We start from the raw sequence: 16,953 nt of genomic DNA, 5'->3' as shown, positions 1-16,953 counted from the left end.
ACAGCCAGATCTAAATTTTCAATTCCATATTTGTCGATATGAATCGAAATAAGGGACCTACGGTCAGGCCGAATTCCACCTTCTATATAATTCCTTGGCGCAGGGTGCCCGCGCGTGCCAAAACCCTTCAAGATGAAAGCTATTTCATGATGGCCCTTGAGATACCTGGGGTATGGCCGATACCTAGGTGCGAAGATGAAATTAACGAAGGGCGCATACTGGCGCACGGCCAGCCGATCTAGGCTCAGTTTGCCAAGGCGGCGGACACCAAGCGGACCTTCCAAGGTCGGACCCTCAGCACACTGACCGAAGAATTGCCATGAACATCATAGCGACCGAAATACCCGACGTAGTCATCATTGAACCGAAGGTCTTCGGCGACAGCCGTGGCTTTTTCTTCGAAAGCTTCAATGCTCGCGAATTCAAGAAGCAGACCGGCTTCGATGGCCACTTCGTCCAGGACAACCACTCCCGCTCCCAACGCGGCGTGCTGCGGGGCATGCATTATCAAATCGATAACCCGCAAGGCAAACTGGTGCGCGTGGTGCAAGGCGAAGTGCTGGACGTAGCCGTAGACATCCGCCGCAGTTCGCCCACCTTCGGCCGCTGGGTTGCACGGCGCCTGAATGCCACCGACCATTTGCAGTTCTGGATTCCGCCGGGGTTCGCCCACGGCTTTCTGGTGCTGAGTGAGTCAGCGGATTTCCTGTACAAGACCACCGACTACTACAACCCCGCCGCCGAGCGCTCGATCCGCTGGGATGACCCTGACCTGGGCATCGACTGGGGGGTCGCGAACCCGACCCTGTCCGCCAAGGACCAAGCTGCCGTACTGTTGAAGAACGCCGACCTGTTCCCATGAAAATTCTCGTCTGTGGCCACAACGGCCAGGTTGCTCAGGCACTGCAGGCCCAGTTGCGTGGCTTGGGAGATGTGCAGGTGCTTGGCCGCGAGCACCTGGACATGGCCTGCCCCGAGGCACTGCGCGAGCCGCTGCGGCGGCTGGCCCCGCAGTTGATCGTCAATGCGGCTGCCTATACGGCGGTCGATCAAGCCGAAAGCGAACCGGGCCAGGCCTTCGCGATCAACGCGCAAAGCCCCCAGGTGTTGGCCGAAGAGGCACAGCGCCTGGGTGCGCCGCTGATTCACTACTCCACCGATTACGTGTTCGATGGTGACAACCCCCTGCCCTACACCGAGGCAGACCGCCCCAACCCGCTGGGTGTCTATGGCCGCAGCAAACTGGCCGGGGAGCAAGCCATTACCGCAGCAGCGGGCGAGCACCTGATACTGCGCACCAGCTGGGTCTACTCGCTGTATGGGCGCAATTTTCTGTTGACCATGCAACGGCTGCTGCAGGAAAAACCGCAACTGCGGGTGGTCGATGACCAGATCGGCGCCCCCACCTGGGCCACCTCCATTGCCATCGCCACCCGTGAATTGATCCAGCGCTGGCAAAGTGGCCAGCACGGGGCCTGGGGCACTTATCACCTGGCTGCCCAAGGCGAAACCTCGTGGTACGGCTTCGCCCAGGCCATCGGCGAACAGCTCAAGGCACGCGGCCTGCCCTGCGCCGAACTGCTGCCTATCCCTGCCAGCGAGTACCCGACCCCGGCGCGACGCCCGACCAACTCCCGCCTGGACTGTTCGCGCCTGGCCCGCGAGTGGGATGTGCGCCTGCCGCACTGGCAGCAAGCGCTGATCGACTGCCTCAACTAGCGCATAATTGCGCCAGACCCTCTCTGGCGCCTTTACGCGATGATTGCAAAACCCACGCCCCCTCGCCGTCCCCGCTGGCGCAGCCTGGCCCTGCTGGCACTGTGCCTGACACCGCTGCTGTGGCCGCTGCACCACCTGGCTGAGCGCTACTACCAGGATCAACTGGCTTCGCAGAACCGCCAGACCCTCGACCTGTACGTCGCCAACTTGCTAGGCACCCTGCACCGCTACGAAACCCTGCCGCAAATCCTCGGCGACCTGCCCGCCCTGCGCGGTGTGCTGGCCGACCCGTTCCGCCTGGAAGCGGTCACCAACGCCAATCGCCTGCTCAAGGACATCGTCCAACAAACCGGCGCCGAAGTGATTTACCTGATGGATGTCAGCGGCAATACCCTGGCCGCCTCCAACTGGGACAAGCAGGACCGCTTCGTCGGGCGTAATTTCTCATTCCGGCCGTATTTCAACGAGGCCATGGCCGGCCGCTTGGGGCGCTTCTTCGGCCAGGGCACCACCTCAGCCAAGCGCGGCTATTTCTTCGCCGCCGCCGTGCGCGATGGGGAACGCATCGTTGGGGTGCTGGTGGTGAAGGTCGACCTGGACCACACCGAAACCTTATGGGGCCGCACCCCTGAGCAATTGCTGGTCACCGATCACAATGGCGTGGTCATCCTCACGTCGCGCCCAGACTGGCGTTTCCGCGCCACTCGCCCGCTCAGCGAAGCCGAGCGGCAAGCGATCATCGCTATCCAGCCCTACCCAACCCAGGCCCCACAACCGCTGGTGCTGAACCAGGACGCCTGGCTCACCCAGACCCGCGACATCAAAGAAACCGGCTGGCAGGTGAGCATCCTCGCGCCGCGCATGCTGGTCGATCGCTCGGTGCAAACGGTGATGGCCATTGGCGCCGGCGCCCTGCTGGTGCTGATGCTGTTGGCTGGGCTGGTGATGCAGCGACGCCGGCATTACATCGACCGCATCGACTTCGAGGCGCGGGGCAGGCAAGAGCTTGAAACACGTGTGGCCGAGCGTACCGCGGCCCTCGAAGGCCTCAATACCCGGCTCAAAAGCGCCGTACTGGAGCGTGAAAATGCCCAACAGGAGCTGGTGCGCGCCCAGGACGAACTGGTTCAGGCTGGCAAGCTGTCGGTGCTGGGCACCATGTCGGCAAGCATCAGCCACGAGCTCAACCAACCGCTGGCAGCCATTCGCAGCTACGCGGAAAACGCCGAAATTCTGCTCGACCACCAGCGCACCGAAGATGCCCGCGGCAACCTCAAGCTGATTGGCGAACTGACCGGGCGCATGGCCTCGATCATTGCCCATCTGCGCGCTTTCGCCCGTCGCGACCGCCACGCGCCGGAAAGCGTCGCCTTGCAGCCGGCACTGGATGACGCCCTGGCATTGCTGGCCAAACGCCGCCGGGCAATGGCGGTGGAGCTGATCCGCGACCTGCCCGAGGCCACCTTGTGGGTTCAAGCAGGTGAAACCCGGCTTCGTCAGGTGCTCGGCAACCTGCTGGCCAACGCCCTCGACGCCTTGACCGAAAAGGCCAACCCCCGGCGCCTGTGGCTAAGTGCCGAACAACGCGACGACTACGTCTACCTGTACATTCGTGACAACGGGCCAGGTTTCAGCCGCCAGGCCCTAGAGCACGCCAAGGAGCCGTTCTTCACCACCAAGACCCGCACCCAGGGCCTAGGCCTTGGCTTGGCCATCTGCGAAAGCCTGATGCGCGCACTGGGCGGTGAACTGCTGCTGGCCAACCACCCCGAAGGTGGCGCCCTGCTCACCCTGCAACTGCGCGTGGCTGCCCCCGGCGCTACCTTGCCCACTTCGGAGGACCCTTCGGCATGACGACCGAGCCGTACATCGACAGCCAGGCGCAGGTGATCCTGGTCGATGATGACCCGCACCTGCGCCAGGCCCTGAGCCAGACCCTGGACCTGGCCGGCCTGAAGGTGATCGCCCTGGCCGATGCCCAGGGCCTGGCCGAACGTATAGAACCGGATTGGCCCGGCGTGGTGGTCAGCGATATCCGCATGCCTGGCATCGACGGCCTGCAACTGCTGGAGCAATTGCACAGCCGCGACAGTGAACTGCCGGTGCTGCTGATCACCGGCCACGGCGATGTGCCGCTGGCCGTGCAGGCCATGCGTGCGGGGGCCTATGACTTTCTGGAAAAACCTTTCGCCAGCGATGCCATGCTCGACAGTGTGCGCCGCGCCCTGGCGTTACGCCGGCTGGTGCTGGATAACCGCAGCCTGCGCCTGGCGCTGAGCGACCGCCAGCAGTTGGCTACCCGGCTGGTTGGCCACTCACCGTCGATGCAGCGCCTGCGCGAACAGATCGGCGCTCTGGCAGGCACCCGTGCCGATGTCTTGATTTTGGGTGAAACCGGTGCCGGCAAAGAGGTGGTTGCCCGTGCGCTGCACGACCTGTCCAGCCGCCGCGATGGGCCATTCGTGGCCATCAATGCCGGCGCCCTGGCCGAGTCGGTGGTGGAAAGCGAGTTGTTCGGCCACGAGCCAGGGGCCTTTACCGGCGCTCAGAAGCGACGTATTGGCAAATTCGAGTTCGCCAACGGCGGCACCTTGTTCCTCGACGAAATCGAGAGCATGAGCCTGGATGTGCAGGTGAAACTGTTGCGTTTGCTGCAGGAGCGGGTGGTCGAGCGCTTGGGCGGCAACCAGCTCATTCCGCTGGATATCCGTGTGGTCGCGGCCACCAAGGAAGATTTGCGCACCAGCGCCGACCAAGGCCGCTTCCGCGCCGACCTGTACTACCGCCTGAACGTGGCGCCGCTGCGTATTCCGCCGCTGCGCGAGCGTGGCGATGACATCCTGGTGCTGTTCCAGCACTACACCGACGCTGCCAGCGCGCGCCACGGCCTGCCAGCACACGAGCTGCAACCGGCCCAGCGGGCCATGTTGCTGCGCCACGGCTGGCCGGGCAACGTTCGCGAATTGCAAAACGCCGCCGAGCGCTTTGCGCTGGGCCTGGAGCTGGCTCTGGATGGCCAGGCAGCAGCGCCTGCGGCCAGCGCCACGCCAATACTGCTGGGCAACCTCAGCGAACAGGTCGAGCAGTTCGAACGCTCCTTGATCGCCGCCGAACTGGCCCAGCGCCATAGCTCCATGCGCAGCCTGGCCGAAGCGCTCGGCATCCCGCGCAAAACCCTGCATGACAAGCTGCGCAAGCACGGCCTGCATTTCGAAGGCGGCAGCAGCGCCAGCGACGACCACGAGGAACACCGCCCATGAGTGCCGATAGCCAATACCTGCAGTCCGTGCTGCACGATGATATTCCGCTGACCCGTGACATGGGGTTGGAAGTCATCGATTGGCAAGCCCACACCTTGCGCCTGCAGCTGCCGCTGGCGGCCAACGTCAACCACAAAAGCACCATGTTCGGCGGCAGCCTGTACTGTGCTGCGGTGCTGGCCGGCTGGGGCTGGCTGCACCTGCGCCTGCGTGAGCTGGGCATCGACGATGGGCATATCGTCATCCAAGAGGGGCAGATCAGCTATCCGCTGCCGGTGACTGGCGCAGCAGTGGCGCGCTGTACAGCACCTGAGGAGCAGGCCTGGGAGCGATTCGTGACGATGTACCAGCGCCGTGGCCGGGCACGGCTGACGCTGCATACGACGGTCAGCAATGCAGGCGATGATGAACCGGCAGTCACTTTCAGCGGGCAGTACGTCCTGCACCGCTGAAGAGGACGGCCGGCAGGGTCGCGGTGATCGTGTCCGCCTTGTCTACCTGTGCCAGCCTATTCGCGCGGGAGCCAGGACCGTCAGATCAGGCTCAGCAATGCTTGCCGCCAGCTTGCCTGAGCAGGCAAGGCCAGGAAGAACGGATTGAGCAGCGACTCGCGCGGCGGGTAACGGAAAGGCTGGCCATCCACTTCGATCACCTCGCCACCTGCGCCCTCCAACACCCCCTGCGCTGCCGCCGTGTCCCATTGCGAGGTCGGCGCCAGGCGCGGGTAGCAATCGGCGCTGCCTTCAGCCAATAGGCAGAATTTCAGCGAACTGCCGATGTTCGCCAGTTCCAGTTCGCCCACCGCGGCGCTCAGCCCTGCCAGCAACGCCTCTTGTTGTGGGCTGGAATGGCGACGGCTGGCCACCACGGTAAAGCGGCCGTCGGCAGGCGGCCCGTTGCGTACCTGAACAGCCACGGCTTCACAAGCCCCGTCACGGCGCCAGGCACCTAGCGCACGGCCACCGAAATAGCAGCGGCCATTGGTGGGCATCGCTACCACGCCAAACACCACCTCGCCATTTTCGATCAATGCGATGTTGACGGTGAACTCCTCGCTACCGGCGATGAACTCTTTGGTGCCATCGAGTGGGTCCACCAGCCACCAGCGGCTCCAGCCCTGGCGCTCGGCCAGCGGGATGTCGCAGTCCTCTTCGGAAAGCACCGGAATATGCGGCGCCAAGCGCAGCAGACCATCGGCGATCACCTGGTGTGCCGCCAGGTCGGCGGCCGTCACCGGCGAATCGTCGGCCTTGTTGACCACCGCGACGTCGGCGCGCCAGAACGGCAGGATGGCCTGCCCGGCCAGTTGAGCGAGTTTGACTACTTCGTGCATCAGCTGTTGATCGTTCATGCCTCCAGCAGCCCCCGCTGAATCAACAGGTCGCGGGCCAGGTAAAGCGCTGCCAGCGCGCGCCCTTCGGTGAACTGCGGGTGCATGGCCAGGGCCGACAGCTCACGCAGGTTGACCTTGTCGACCCGCATCGGCTCCGGCTCGTCCCCTTCCAAACGTTCTTCGTACAGATCGGTTGCCAGCACCACCTGGATTTTCTGGCTCATGTAGCCAGGGGAGAGGGACAGCTCGGTCAGGTGTTCCAGTTGGCGGGCGCCGAAGCCGGCTTCTTCCTTGAGTTCCCGATCGGCGGCGGCCAGCACGTCCTCACCCGGCTCGATCAGGCCTTTGGGCAATGACAATTCGTACTCATCGGTGCCACCGCAGTATTCCTCCACCAACACCGCGTGCTCGGCGTCGAGCATGGCCACTATCATCACAGCCCCATAACCGTTGCCACGGCCCACCAGGCGCTCATAGGTGCGCTCGGTGCCGTTGCTAAAGCGCAGTTGCACGGCTTCGACCCGGAACAGGCGGCTGCTGGCGACGATCTCGCGGCTGAGGACGGTGGGTTTCTGGCGCATGGGGCAGCTCCTTGGCGTGAACGGGTTACTATACCGTGGCTTGCCGACTGATCGAGAATTTCCCATGCCTGTTCTTCCCTGGTCCGCCATCGATACCGTCCTGCTGGACATGGACGGCACCCTGCTCGACCTGCACTACGACAACCGCTTCTGGCTCGACCACCTGCCCCAGCGCTATGCCGAGCTGCATGGGGTCAGCCGGGCCATGGCAGAAATGGAGCTGCAGCCGCTGTTCGAGCGTAATGCCGGCACGCTCAATTGGTACTGCCTGGACTTCTGGAGCCGGGAGCTGAACCTGCCCATTCGCGAGCTAAAACGCGAAATCGCTGACCTGATCGCCCTGCGGCCCGATGCCGATACCTTCCTGGCAGCCATCGGCAAGGCTGGCAAGCGCGTGATAATGATCACCAATGCCCACCGCGATTCGCTGTCGCTGAAACTGGAGAGAGTGGAGCTGGCAGCGTACTTCGAGCGGCTGATCAGCTCCCACGATTACGGCTTCCCCAAAGAGAATGCGCAGTTCTGGGATGCACTGCAGGCCGATATTGGCTTTGACCCGCAGCGCAGTCTGTTCATCGATGACACCCTGAGCGTACTGCGCAGCGCGCGGCAGTACGGCGTAGGCCATTTGCTGGCCGTGCGCCAGCCGGATAGCCAGGCGCAGCCGCGCGATACCGAGGAGTTCGCAGCGGTCGAAGATTACCGGGATTTACTGGCAGGCCTGTGAAACCTATTCGCGGGTAAACCCGTGCCTACCGGCTGGCGATCACCTCAAAGGATGCGCCGAACTGGTAAAAACAGGTTTACCCGCGAACAGCCCGAACCGGGCTGCACGGTTTAGTCAGGGATACGTAGCACCTGGCCTGGGTAGATCTTGTTCACATCCTTGAGCATCGGCTTGTTGGCGTCGAAGATTTTCTGGTACTTGTTCGCATCGCCATATACCCGCTTGGAGATCGCGCTGAGGGTATCGCCCTTCTCGACGGTGACGAAGCGTGCCGCCTGAGCCACTGGCCCGGTGACGGTGATCTGATCGTCCACGCTGGCGACACCTTCGATGTTGCCGGCGGCGAGAATGATCTTCTCTTTTTCCTCCTGGCTCGCTACCTCGCCCTTGAGGATGACTTTGTCACCCTCCACGGTGGCCGTGATGTTCGGGTTGCCCAGGCCGACACTTTCCACGTGTTTCTTCAACTGCTCCTCGGCATTGGCGTTGCCGGGGGTCAGCAGATCGATCAACTTCTCGCCGGCTTCCTTCACGAAACTGAACAGGCTCATGACGCGCTCCTTGTTGACGTAAACCTTGAAGCCACGAGTCTAGGCCAGGATTGCCCCTTGCGCCCTACTGCGACCAATCGACGCGCTCTATCAAGGCATAGACCCTAGCGATTAGACGCAGCCGGCCCACACGCCTAGGCTTGGTGCTATCGAAAAACCGCCGGTAGTCAGCCTCCCGATGCAAAGCAAACCTCCTGTCTGCGCGGCCTCTACGCCTTTGGCCCTGCCCGCCGCCAGCAATAGCTACGACTACGTCCAGCTCAGCGATGGCGAGCGGGCCTGCACGCCCCTGGCCGAAGAGGTCGCCTTGGCCATTGCCTACAACGGGCTGAACCAGGCGGTCATGCTGGTCAGCCCTACCGATCTTGAGGACTTCGCAGTCGGGTTCAGCGTTGGCAGCGGGATCGTCGAGGGCACGGCGGAAATCTACGACCTCAAGTTGTCTGGAAGTGGCTCTGCGATGTACGCAGACCTTGAGATTTCCAGCCGTGCGTTCTGGAACCTGAAGAACCAGCGCCGCCAACTAGCCGGCACCAGCGGCTGCGGGCTGTGTGGTGTCGAGGCCCTGGAGCAGGCGCTGCCGGAGCTCAGCGCATTGCCTGGGGCCGGGTTGCCGCCAGCACAATGGCTGGCGGGCTTGCGCCAGCGCATCGATGCGTTCACCCCCCTGGGCCAGCACTGCGGCGCCGTACACGCCGCCTTGTTCATGAACGCCCAGGGCGAATTGCTGATGGGCCGCGAAGACATCGGCCGGCACAACGCCCTGGACAAGCTGATTGGCGCCCTGTTGCGCCAAGGCATCAGCACCGAAGGGGGCCTTGCCATCGTCACCAGCCGCTGCAGCCTGGAGCTGATCCAGAAAGTACTGCGCGCCGGTATCCAGACTTTGGTCAGCCTCTCGGCGCCCACCGGCCTTGCCCTGCAATGGGCGCGCAAGCACAACCTCAACCTCATTCATTTGCCCAAACACAGTGCACCGCGGGTCTATAGCCCTGCGGCGGAGTCGTAACAGCCGTGACCTCGTACCAGCAACTACCTGACAACGCCCCAGCCTCCCCTCCTCGCTACAAGCCCTACCACGGCCCCGCCGGTGGCTGGGGCGCGCTGCGTAGCGTGGCCAAGGCCTGGGTCGGCAGCGACAATGCGCTGAAGAACATCCGCGCCCTGCTCAAGACCAACCAGAACGGGGGCTTCGACTGCCCCGGTTGCGCCTGGGGCGATTCGCCGGAAAGCGGCATGGTCAAGTTCTGCGAGAACGGCGCCAAAGCGGTCAACTGGGAGGCGACCAAACGCCGTGTCGACGCAGCGTTCTTCGCCCGCTATAGCGTCAGCGCTTTGCTTGAGCAGAGTGACTACTGGCTGGAGTACCAGGGCCGCCTGACCGAGCCAATGGTCTACGACCCCAAAAGCGATCGCTACCAGCCGATCACCTGGGAGGCCGCCTTTGCGTTGGTCGCCCGTGAGCTGAATAAACTGGCCAGCGCAGACCAGGCCGAGTTCTATACCTCTGGCCGCGCGAGCAACGAAGCGGCGTTTCTCTACCAGTTGTTCGTGCGCGCCTACGGTACCAACAACTTCCCAGACTGCTCGAACATGTGCCATGAAGCCAGCGGTGTGGCCCTGGGCCAGAGCGTGGGCGTGGGCAAAGGCACCGTTACCTATGATGATTTCGAGCATGCCGATGCTATTTTCGTCTGGGGCCAGAACCCAGGCACCAATCACCCGCGGATGCTCGACCCACTCCGTGACGCAGTGAAACGCGGCGCTCAGGTGGTGTGCGTCAACCCACTCAAGGAGCGTGGGCTGGAGCGCTTCCAGCATCCGCAAAACCCGCTGGAAATGCTGACCAACAGCGACCGCCCGACCAATACAGCCTTCTTCCGCCCGGCATTGGGCGGCGACATGGCGCTATTGCGAGGCATGGCCAAGTTCGTCCTGCAGTGGGAGCGCGAAGCCCAGGCCAAGGGCGAGCCGGCGGTGTTCGACCATGTGTTCATCGCCGAGCATGGCCATGGGGTGGACCAGTACCTGGCAGCGGTGGATGCCACCAGCTGGGACCACATCCAGGAACAGTCCGGGCTGCCGCTGGCCGACATCGAGCTGGCGGCGCGCATGTATTGCCGTGGCAAACGGGTAATCATGTGCTGGGCGATGGGCATCACCCAGCACCGCCATTCAGTGCCGACCATTCAGGAAATCGTCAACCTGATGATGCTGCGCGGCAACATCGGCGTACCAGGCGCCGGCCTGTGCCCGGTACGCGGCCACAGCAACGTGCAGGGCGACCGCACCATGGGCATCAACGAGCGCCCGCCAGCGGCCCTACTCGATGCCATCGAGAAACGCTTCAATTTCCCGGTACCTCGGCACAATGGCCACAATACCGTCGAGGCCATCCACGCCATGCTCGAAGGCCGTGCCAAGGTCTTCATTGGCCTGGGCGGCAACTTCGCCCAAGCCACACCGGACACCGAGCGCACGGCGCAAGCCCTGCGCAACTGCGATCTGACCGTGCACATCAGCACCAAGCTCAACCGCAGCCACCTCATCCATGGCAAGCAGGCGCTGATTCTGCCGTGCCTGGGCCGTACCGACATCGACCTGCAGGCGGACGGGCCCCAGGCAGTCACCGTGGAAGACTCGTTCAGCATGGTCCACGCCTCCAATGGCCAGCTCAAGCCGCTGTCGACGCAGATGCGCTCGGAACCTGCGGTGGTAGCCGGTATTGCCGCCGCCACGCTGGGCAAGCATCCGGTGGACTGGCACTGGCTGGTGGCCGATTACGCGCGCATTCGCGACCTTATCAGCGACACCATTGCAGGCTTTGCCGACTTCAATCAGCGCCTGACCCAGCCGGGTGGTTTCTACCTGGGCAACAGCGCCGCCAGCCGCCAGTGGAAGACCACCACGGGCCGCGCCAACTTCAAGGCCAACCTGCTGCCAGACACCTTGCTCGATGAGCGCGTGCGCGCCAGCGGCCAAGTGCCGGACCTGATCATGCAGTCGATGCGCTCCCACGATCAGTACAACACCACCATTTACGGCCTGGACGATCGCTATCGTGGCGTACGCGGCCTGCGCGAAGTGCTGTTCGCCAACGAGGCCGACATCATCCGCCTGGGCTTCCAGCCGGGGCAGAAGGTCGATATCGTTTCGTTGTGGGGCGATACGCACGTACGCCGTGTGCAGGGCTTCACTTTGCTGGCCTTCGATATTCCAGCGGGGCAAGCGGCGGCGTACTACCCAGAAGTGAACCCGCTCGTGCCGCTTGAAAGCATTGGTGACGGCAGCCATACACCCACGTCCAAGTTCGTTGCCATCAAGCTCGAACGCGCTCGGGACGATGGGCGAATCCTGTAAAGCGCTGCCACCTGCCTGAACGAAAAAAGCCCTGAACCGCGAGGTCCAGGGCTTTGTCACAAATACCTCTGACAAGCGAAAACCGATTAAGTTTCATAGCAAATACAGCAACTTAGCGAATTGTGTACAACTCGTGTTACTCGTCGGATTTTCGTTGCCAGCCGCCCTTGCTAGCCTCAAATTCGCCTCGTCATCCCTATGAGGCTCTCTTGATGAAGAAGTACTCCTCGATTTTGTTGTTGTCTTTCAGCTTGCTCAGCGGCGTTGCCATGGCAGGCGGCACCACCGAGGCCGGCATTGGCGGCGCATTGGGTGGGGTACTCGGCTCCGTAGTGGGCAACTCCATCGGCGGTAGCACAGGCGGTGCCATTGGTGCAGGCCTGGGCGGCGCGGCCGGCGGCGCCCTGGGTGCCGACAAGCGTCAGCGTGGCGAGGCCGCCATCGGTGGCGCCTTGGGCGCTGCTGGGGGTAACGTGGTAGGCCGCTCGGTCGGTGGCACCACCGGGAGCTATATTGGTGCAGCCGCTGGCGGCGGTGCTGGTGGTGCACTGGGTAACTACATGGGCAACAAGGCCGATAGAGACGAGCGTCACGACGACCGTCGCTACCGTCGCGATTACGACGACCGTCGCCACTATGACCGTGGCCGCCATTATGGCCACCGCAAACATCGCCACTGGCGTCACTGATACCTCAAGGCCAGGCCTTGTTGGTAAAAAAGCCCTGCCCCGACCGGCAGGGCTTTTTCATGCCTGAAGCTCTACCTGTAAGCCAGCCAGGGTAGCCTGCAACCCCTGGGGCAGCGGTACGGGCCGGCCGCTGGCGCGCTCGATGAATACCTGCACTACCGTCCCGGCCGCGCAGGCCTCATTCTCGCCAGGGCGATACAGCGCCAGGCGATACTCCACGGTGCTGCCTACCAGCCGCGTCACCCCAAGCCCGACCTCGAGCACATCCGGAAAGCCCGGCAAAGCGAAAAAGTCGGCCGCCGAACTCACCACGAACGCAGCCAGCTCGCCATCGCGCAGGTCGACATCTGCCTGCTCGACGAGAAATGCCTGAATGGCTGTTTCGAAAAAGCCATGCACGGTTGCGCCGGCGACGTGGCCGTTGACGTCGTTGTCCTGGGGGCGGGTGAGGATCGGGTGGAAGTGGGTGAACGCGCAGCGGTTCGGGGATTCGGTCATGGGTCATCCACAGCGAGTGACTTGAGAGCCAAGCTTCCCACAACAGGGCTAGGAAGGCCTAGGCCCCTGCCTAAACCGTGCTCCAGCGGGTTGGGCTTGGCGTCGGGGATCGATCGCACTGGCGCCCTGAACCTATAGCCAATCGCGCAAAAAAAAACCGACACCAGATCACTGGTGTCGGATTTTTCAGACTCAGGCTTGCTGGTTACAGCTAGCGTCAGCTTACAGCTGTGGGCCTGCAGCCTTGATGGCGTCGGAAACTTCGAACTTCTTGAAGTTTTCGGTGAACAGCTTGGCCAGGCCTTTGGCGGCCTCATCGTACGCCGCTTTGTCAGCCCAGGTATTGCGCGGGTTGAGCAGCTCGGTGTCGACGCCTGGGACAGCCTTCGGCACGTCCAGGTTGATGATGTCCAGGTGCTCGGTTTCGGCGCCGACCAAAGCACCGCTCTGGATGGCGGCAATTACGCCACGGGTGGTCGGGATGCTGAAGCGCTTGCCAACACCGTAGCCACCACCCGTCCAGCCAGTGTTGACCAGATAGACCTTGGAGCCGAAAGCGTTGATGCGCTTGATCAGCAGCTCGGCGTATTCGCCAGCTGGGCGTGGGAAGAACGGTGCGCCGAAGCAGGTGGAGAAGGTCGACTTGATGCCGCCGCCCGAGCCCATTTCGGTGGAGCCTACCAATGCGGTGTAGCCGGACAGGAAGTGATAAGCCGCCTGCTCGTTGTTCAGGATCGAAACCGGAGGCAGAACACCGGTCAGGTCACAGGTCAGGAAGATGACAGCGTTCGGCTCACCACCCAGGTTGGCCTCGGCGCGCTTGGCGACGTGCTCCAGCGGGTAGGCAGCGCGGCTGTTCTGAGTCAGGCTGACATCGGCGTAGTCGGCGTGCTTGTTGGCGTCGAGTACGACGTTTTCCAGCACCGCGCCATGCTTGATGGCCTTCCAGATGACCGGCTCGTTCTTTTCGGAGAGGTCGATGCACTTGGCGTAGCAGCCGCCTTCCATGTTGAAGACAACACCTTCGCCCCAGCCGTGCTCGTCGTCACCGATCAGGTAACGGCTTTCGTCGGCGGACAGGGTGGTCTTACCAGTGCCGGACAGGCCGAAGAACAGGGTCACATCGCCTTCTTCACCGATGTTGGCAGCGCAGTGCATTGGCAGCACGTCGGCAGCCGGCAGCAGGAAGTTCTGCACCGAGAACATGGCTTTCTTCATTTCACCGGCATAACGCATACCGGCGATCAGTACCTTCTTCTGTGCGAAGTTGATGATCACGCAGCCGTCGGAGTTGGTGCCGTCACGCTCAGGCTCGCACACGAAGTTGGCAACGTTGAGGATCTGCCACTGCTCGCGACCGGCCGGGTTGAACTGGCCTTGCTCCGGGTTGATGAACAGGCAGCGGCCAAACAGGTTCTGCCAGGCAGTCTGAGTGGTCATCTTGACCGGCAGGTAGTGCTCGGCCGCAGCCCCTACGTGAACGTAGGAAACGAAGTGGTCCTGGGCGTTGTTGAACGCCTCGACGCGAGCCCACAGGGCATCGAACTTGTCGGCCGGGAACTTGCGGTTGATCGGGCCCCAGGCGATAGCGTCCTGGGTGGAAGGTTCTTCGACGATGAAACGGTCGGCCGGCGAACGGCCAGTACGGTGGCCAGTTTCGACTACCAGTGCGCCAGTATCGGCCAGCACGCCTTCACCGCGGGACAGCGCTTCTTTAACCAGCTCATCGACGCTCAGGTCGGTGTACACGGTGTTGTTGGCTTGCGTCATGAGATACCCCATCCGGCCCGAGGCCGAGTGCTCCAAACGTTTTGTAGTCGTCTTAAAAAAACTACTACAGCGAAAAAAGTGGCCGGATTATGCCAGAAACGCCCAAAAAAAGTAGGCCCCTCCTGTCGTAACTGCGTTTTTGCGCAATTCGACAGGAGATTCTCCTGAGCTTAAACGTTTCAGTGACGAGTTTCTGACGCCGCTTCTGTGCCACCACCGGCAAACAGTTGCGCCACATCGGTGGCATCGAAGAAATAGCGCTGGTTACAGAACTGGCAATCGATCTCGACCGTACCACCGCACTCCTCGACCAACGCCTTGGCGTCCTGCTCGCCCAAGCTGACCAATGCATTGCCGGAGCGTTCCCGCGAGCAGCTGCAGTTGAAGCGCAGCGGCTGCACGTCGAACAGGCGAACCGCGTCTTCGTGGTACAGGCGGTGCAGCAAGGTTTCGTTGCTTTCCGACCACTCTTGAGGCTTGAGTGTCTTGGCCAGGGCAATCACGTGCTGCCAGCTGTCTTCGCGCTCTTCGTCGTCGGGTTGGCGGTCACGTGGCAGTTGCTGCAGCAACAGGCCACGCGCCTTGCCGCCTTCGGCGTTTAGCCAGAAGCGGGTATTGAGCTGCTGCGATTGAACGAAGTAGTTGGTGAAGCACTCCGACAGGTCGGCGCCGTCCAGGTCGACGGTGCCTTGGTAGCGCTGGCCTTTGACCGGATCGATGGTCAGGGTCAGGTGGCCGTCGGGCATCAGTTGCTCAAGCGTGGCATCGGCCGGGATCTGCTCAGCTTCGTAGCGAGCCATACCGCGGATGTCACGGTCACCCGAGCATTCGACCATCAGCAACGGGATTGGGCCTTGAGAGCGCGCCTGCAGAATCAGCAGGCCGTCGAACTTGAGGGCGCCGACCAGCAAGGCAGTGGCGGCCATCAGTTCGCCCAGCAGGGTCTGCACGGGCTGAGGGTAAGGGTGACGCGCCAGCACCGCGGCATAGCTATCGTCGAGAGACACCCACTCGCCGCGCACATCGCGCTCGTCGAAGATGAAACGTTGGGTGAAATCTTTATCTGGCAAGTCGCTCATGGTTGTCTGGCTATCTGAAAATGATGACAAAATAATTACCGGTCACTTAAAACCGTCGCAGAGCGCTGAAAAAGCGCCTATTCCACACTGGAGATCGAAACAGTTTATGGACAATCAGCCACTGTTCCAAGCAAGGTGGTCATGGGGACCCTTGGCAGCCTGTACCTTGCTGCCCATTGCCCTACTGTGTTTCTGGTTATGGCCCTTTGGCCAGATTCTTTGCCTGACTTTCGACGAGTGGCTATTCCATAGCCTCAACGCCCCATTGGCCGAGAATACGGCCTGGCGCTACATCTGGACCGTCGGCAGCCTGCGCCCGTTCGACATCGTCGTCGGGCTGATCCTTCTGGCGTTGCTGATCCGTGGCAACTGGGTGTTCAAGGCCGCTCAGGTCCGCGAGGCCTTCTTCGGCTTTTTGGTCACGCTACTCCTGTTAGTGGTGATTCGCGCGCTGTTTTCCAAGTGGGTGGACGCGATGGGCTGGCAACACGACAGTCCATCAATGGTGTTTGATAATGTCGTGCACCTGAGCGACTACTACCCGAACCTGGAAAAAACCTGGGAACTGAAAGACCGTTCCAGCAAGAGTTTCCCTGGCGATCACGCATCGGTACTGTTGATCTGGGCGCTGTTCATGAGCCTGTTCAGCCGCCGGCTGGTGCAGTACTTGGTGATCTGGGCACTGGCGTTTGTGTTCATGATGCCGCGCTTGGTGGCTGGGGCGCACTGGGGGCAGGATGACTACATCGGTGGCCTGCTGATGGCGGTGCTTGCGCTGGGCTGGAGTTGCCACACGCCGTTGGCGGCCAAGGGCAGTGCTTTGCTGCTGCGCTGGACCGCACCATTGGTCGGGATTGCCAGGAAAATACCGTTGATCGGGCGGCTGGCGGTAGTCCGCTGAAGCGCTGAGGCCGCGCTACTCAAAGCTCCCATGGAGCTGGTGAATCTGCCGCCGCTGCTTCTTGTTAGGCCGGCCATCGGTGGTAACACCCATGGCCCCGGCCTTGCGCAGCTCGGCCGCCTGCTCGCGCTGGCGCACGCTCTCTTCAGTCTCTTGATACAGGGCCTGCGCCTCAGGCGCACCACGGCGCACCACTGAGAGGGCTTTGACTACCACCGTGCGTTCGTCGAAGCCTGTGCGCAACACCAACTCGTCGCCCACCCGCGGCTCTTTGCTCGGTTTGCAGCGCTCGCCCCGGCAATGCACCTTACCGCTTTCGATCGCCGCCTTGGCCAGCGCACGCGTTTTGTAGAACCGCGCCGCCCACAGCCATTTGTCCAGGCGCACCTTGTCATCATCGTCGGCTTTTTGTGCCATCTCGTAACCTCGCATGCTGTCGTTCATCGAACTGTACTACCGTAACTGACGGATGCAAAAAGTCCCCG

General features: G+C 62.4%; 17 protein-coding genes. 10 read left to right on the top strand and 7 right to left on the bottom strand.

The window, feature by feature from the left end:
- The first annotated feature begins 319 nt into the window (after positions 1-319).
- The 5 genes from rfbC to HU725_RS01205 are packed head-to-tail and all read left to right on the top strand — an operon-like array spanning position 320 to position 5,431.
- Positions 320-862 carry a dTDP-4-dehydrorhamnose 3,5-epimerase gene (gene rfbC / locus HU725_RS01225; RefSeq protein WP_186478398.1) on the top strand — a complete coding sequence of 181 codons (543 nt, stop codon included), beginning with the start codon at positions 320-322 and terminating at the stop codon, positions 860-862.
- Entirely contained in the window at positions 859-1,719 is an 861-nt protein-coding gene (gene rfbD / locus HU725_RS01220; protein ID WP_186478397.1) for a dTDP-4-dehydrorhamnose reductase, read from the top strand. The genes rfbC and rfbD overlap by 4 nt, the downstream gene beginning before the upstream one ends.
- 39 nt (positions 1,720-1,758) lie before the next feature.
- Entirely contained in the window at positions 1,759-3,573 is a 1,815-nt protein-coding gene (locus HU725_RS01215) for a sensor histidine kinase (RefSeq protein ID WP_186478396.1), read from the top strand.
- Positions 3,570-4,979: a sigma-54-dependent transcriptional regulator gene (locus HU725_RS01210; RefSeq protein WP_186478395.1), complete on the top strand. Its 1,410-nt coding sequence runs from the start codon at positions 3,570-3,572 to the stop codon at positions 4,977-4,979. The genes HU725_RS01215 and HU725_RS01210 overlap by 4 nt, the downstream gene beginning before the upstream one ends.
- The gene (locus HU725_RS01205; RefSeq protein ID WP_186478394.1) at positions 4,976-5,431 is read left to right on the top strand and encodes a YiiD C-terminal domain-containing protein; all 456 of its coding nucleotides are present in this window, start codon (positions 4,976-4,978) and stop codon (positions 5,429-5,431) included. The genes HU725_RS01210 and HU725_RS01205 overlap by 4 nt, the downstream gene beginning before the upstream one ends.
- Before the next feature lie 80 nt (positions 5,432-5,511).
- Here the strand turns inward: HU725_RS01205 and cysQ are convergent, their stop codons facing one another.
- Together cysQ and nudE are read right to left on the bottom strand one after the other, a co-directional pair.
- Entirely contained in the window at positions 5,512-6,330 is an 819-nt protein-coding gene (gene cysQ, locus HU725_RS01200; RefSeq protein WP_186478393.1) for a 3'(2'),5'-bisphosphate nucleotidase CysQ, read from the bottom strand.
- A complete protein-coding gene (nudE, locus tag HU725_RS01195) occupies positions 6,327-6,893 on the bottom strand; it encodes an ADP compounds hydrolase NudE (protein WP_060478273.1) in 567 nt (188 codons plus the stop codon). Before nudE ends, cysQ begins: the two co-directional genes overlap by 4 nt.
- 64 nt (positions 6,894-6,957) lie before the next feature.
- Here nudE and yrfG point away from each other — a divergent pair, with 64 nt between their 5' ends.
- Positions 6,958-7,620, top strand: coding sequence for a GMP/IMP nucleotidase (gene yrfG / locus HU725_RS01190; RefSeq protein WP_060478272.1), 663 nt, complete (start codon positions 6,958-6,960; stop codon positions 7,618-7,620).
- Positions 7,621-7,730: 110 nt separating this feature from the next.
- Here yrfG and lysM read toward each other — a convergent pair whose 3' ends face one another.
- Positions 7,731-8,171: a peptidoglycan-binding protein LysM gene (gene lysM, locus HU725_RS01185; protein ID WP_060478271.1), complete on the bottom strand. Its 441-nt coding sequence runs from the start codon at positions 8,169-8,171 to the stop codon at positions 7,731-7,733.
- Between the two features lie 178 nt (positions 8,172-8,349).
- On the opposite strand from lysM, the gene fdhD reads away from it, so the two are divergent.
- The 3 genes from fdhD to HU725_RS01170 all read left to right on the top strand — a co-directional run bounded on the left by fdhD (position 8,350) and on the right by HU725_RS01170 (position 12,220).
- Positions 8,350-9,180: a formate dehydrogenase accessory sulfurtransferase FdhD gene (gene fdhD, locus HU725_RS01180; RefSeq protein WP_186478392.1), complete on the top strand. Its 831-nt coding sequence runs from the start codon at positions 8,350-8,352 to the stop codon at positions 9,178-9,180.
- Positions 9,181-9,185: 5 nt separating this feature from the next.
- Positions 9,186-11,531 carry an FdhF/YdeP family oxidoreductase gene (locus HU725_RS01175; protein ID WP_186478391.1) on the top strand — a complete coding sequence of 782 codons (2,346 nt, stop codon included), beginning with the start codon at positions 9,186-9,188 and terminating at the stop codon, positions 11,529-11,531.
- Between the two features lie 212 nt (positions 11,532-11,743).
- Positions 11,744-12,220 carry a YMGG-like glycine zipper-containing protein gene (locus tag HU725_RS01170; RefSeq protein WP_060478268.1) on the top strand — a complete coding sequence of 159 codons (477 nt, stop codon included), beginning with the start codon at positions 11,744-11,746 and terminating at the stop codon, positions 12,218-12,220.
- A 57-nt stretch (positions 12,221-12,277) separates the two neighbouring features.
- Here the strand turns inward: HU725_RS01170 and HU725_RS01165 are convergent, their stop codons facing one another.
- The 3 genes from HU725_RS01165 to hslO all read right to left on the bottom strand — a co-directional run bounded on the left by HU725_RS01165 (position 12,278) and on the right by hslO (position 15,567).
- Positions 12,278-12,718: an acyl-CoA thioesterase gene (locus HU725_RS01165; RefSeq protein WP_186478390.1), complete on the bottom strand. Its 441-nt coding sequence runs from the start codon at positions 12,716-12,718 to the stop codon at positions 12,278-12,280.
- A gap of 222 nt (positions 12,719-12,940) precedes the next feature.
- Positions 12,941-14,488 carry a phosphoenolpyruvate carboxykinase gene (locus HU725_RS01160; protein WP_060478719.1) on the bottom strand — a complete coding sequence of 516 codons (1,548 nt, stop codon included), beginning with the start codon at positions 14,486-14,488 and terminating at the stop codon, positions 12,941-12,943.
- 179 nt (positions 14,489-14,667) lie between these two features.
- Positions 14,668-15,567, bottom strand: a complete 900-nt coding sequence (gene hslO / locus HU725_RS01155; protein WP_186478389.1) for an Hsp33 family molecular chaperone HslO — start codon at positions 15,565-15,567, stop codon at positions 14,668-14,670.
- Between the two features lie 106 nt (positions 15,568-15,673).
- Between hslO and HU725_RS01150 the strand changes: the two genes are divergently transcribed.
- Positions 15,674-16,468, top strand: a complete 795-nt coding sequence (locus HU725_RS01150; RefSeq protein WP_060478717.1) for a phosphatase PAP2 family protein — start codon at positions 15,674-15,676, stop codon at positions 16,466-16,468.
- Positions 16,469-16,483: 15 nt separating this feature from the next.
- Here HU725_RS01150 and HU725_RS01145 read toward each other — a convergent pair whose 3' ends face one another.
- Complete coding sequence (locus tag HU725_RS01145) at positions 16,484-16,885, bottom strand: RNA-binding S4 domain-containing protein (protein ID WP_060478721.1); 402 nt, start codon at positions 16,883-16,885, stop codon at positions 16,484-16,486.
- Positions 16,886-16,953: the final 68 nt, after the last annotated feature.

Origin of the sequence: Pseudomonas promysalinigenes (assembly GCF_014269025.2) — a bacterium.
GTDB classification, from domain to species: Bacteria; Pseudomonadota; Gammaproteobacteria; order Pseudomonadales; family Pseudomonadaceae; genus Aquipseudomonas; species Aquipseudomonas promysalinigenes.
The sequence above is the reverse complement of the archived record's forward strand: the minus strand, read 5'-3'. Positions and strand labels throughout refer to the sequence as shown.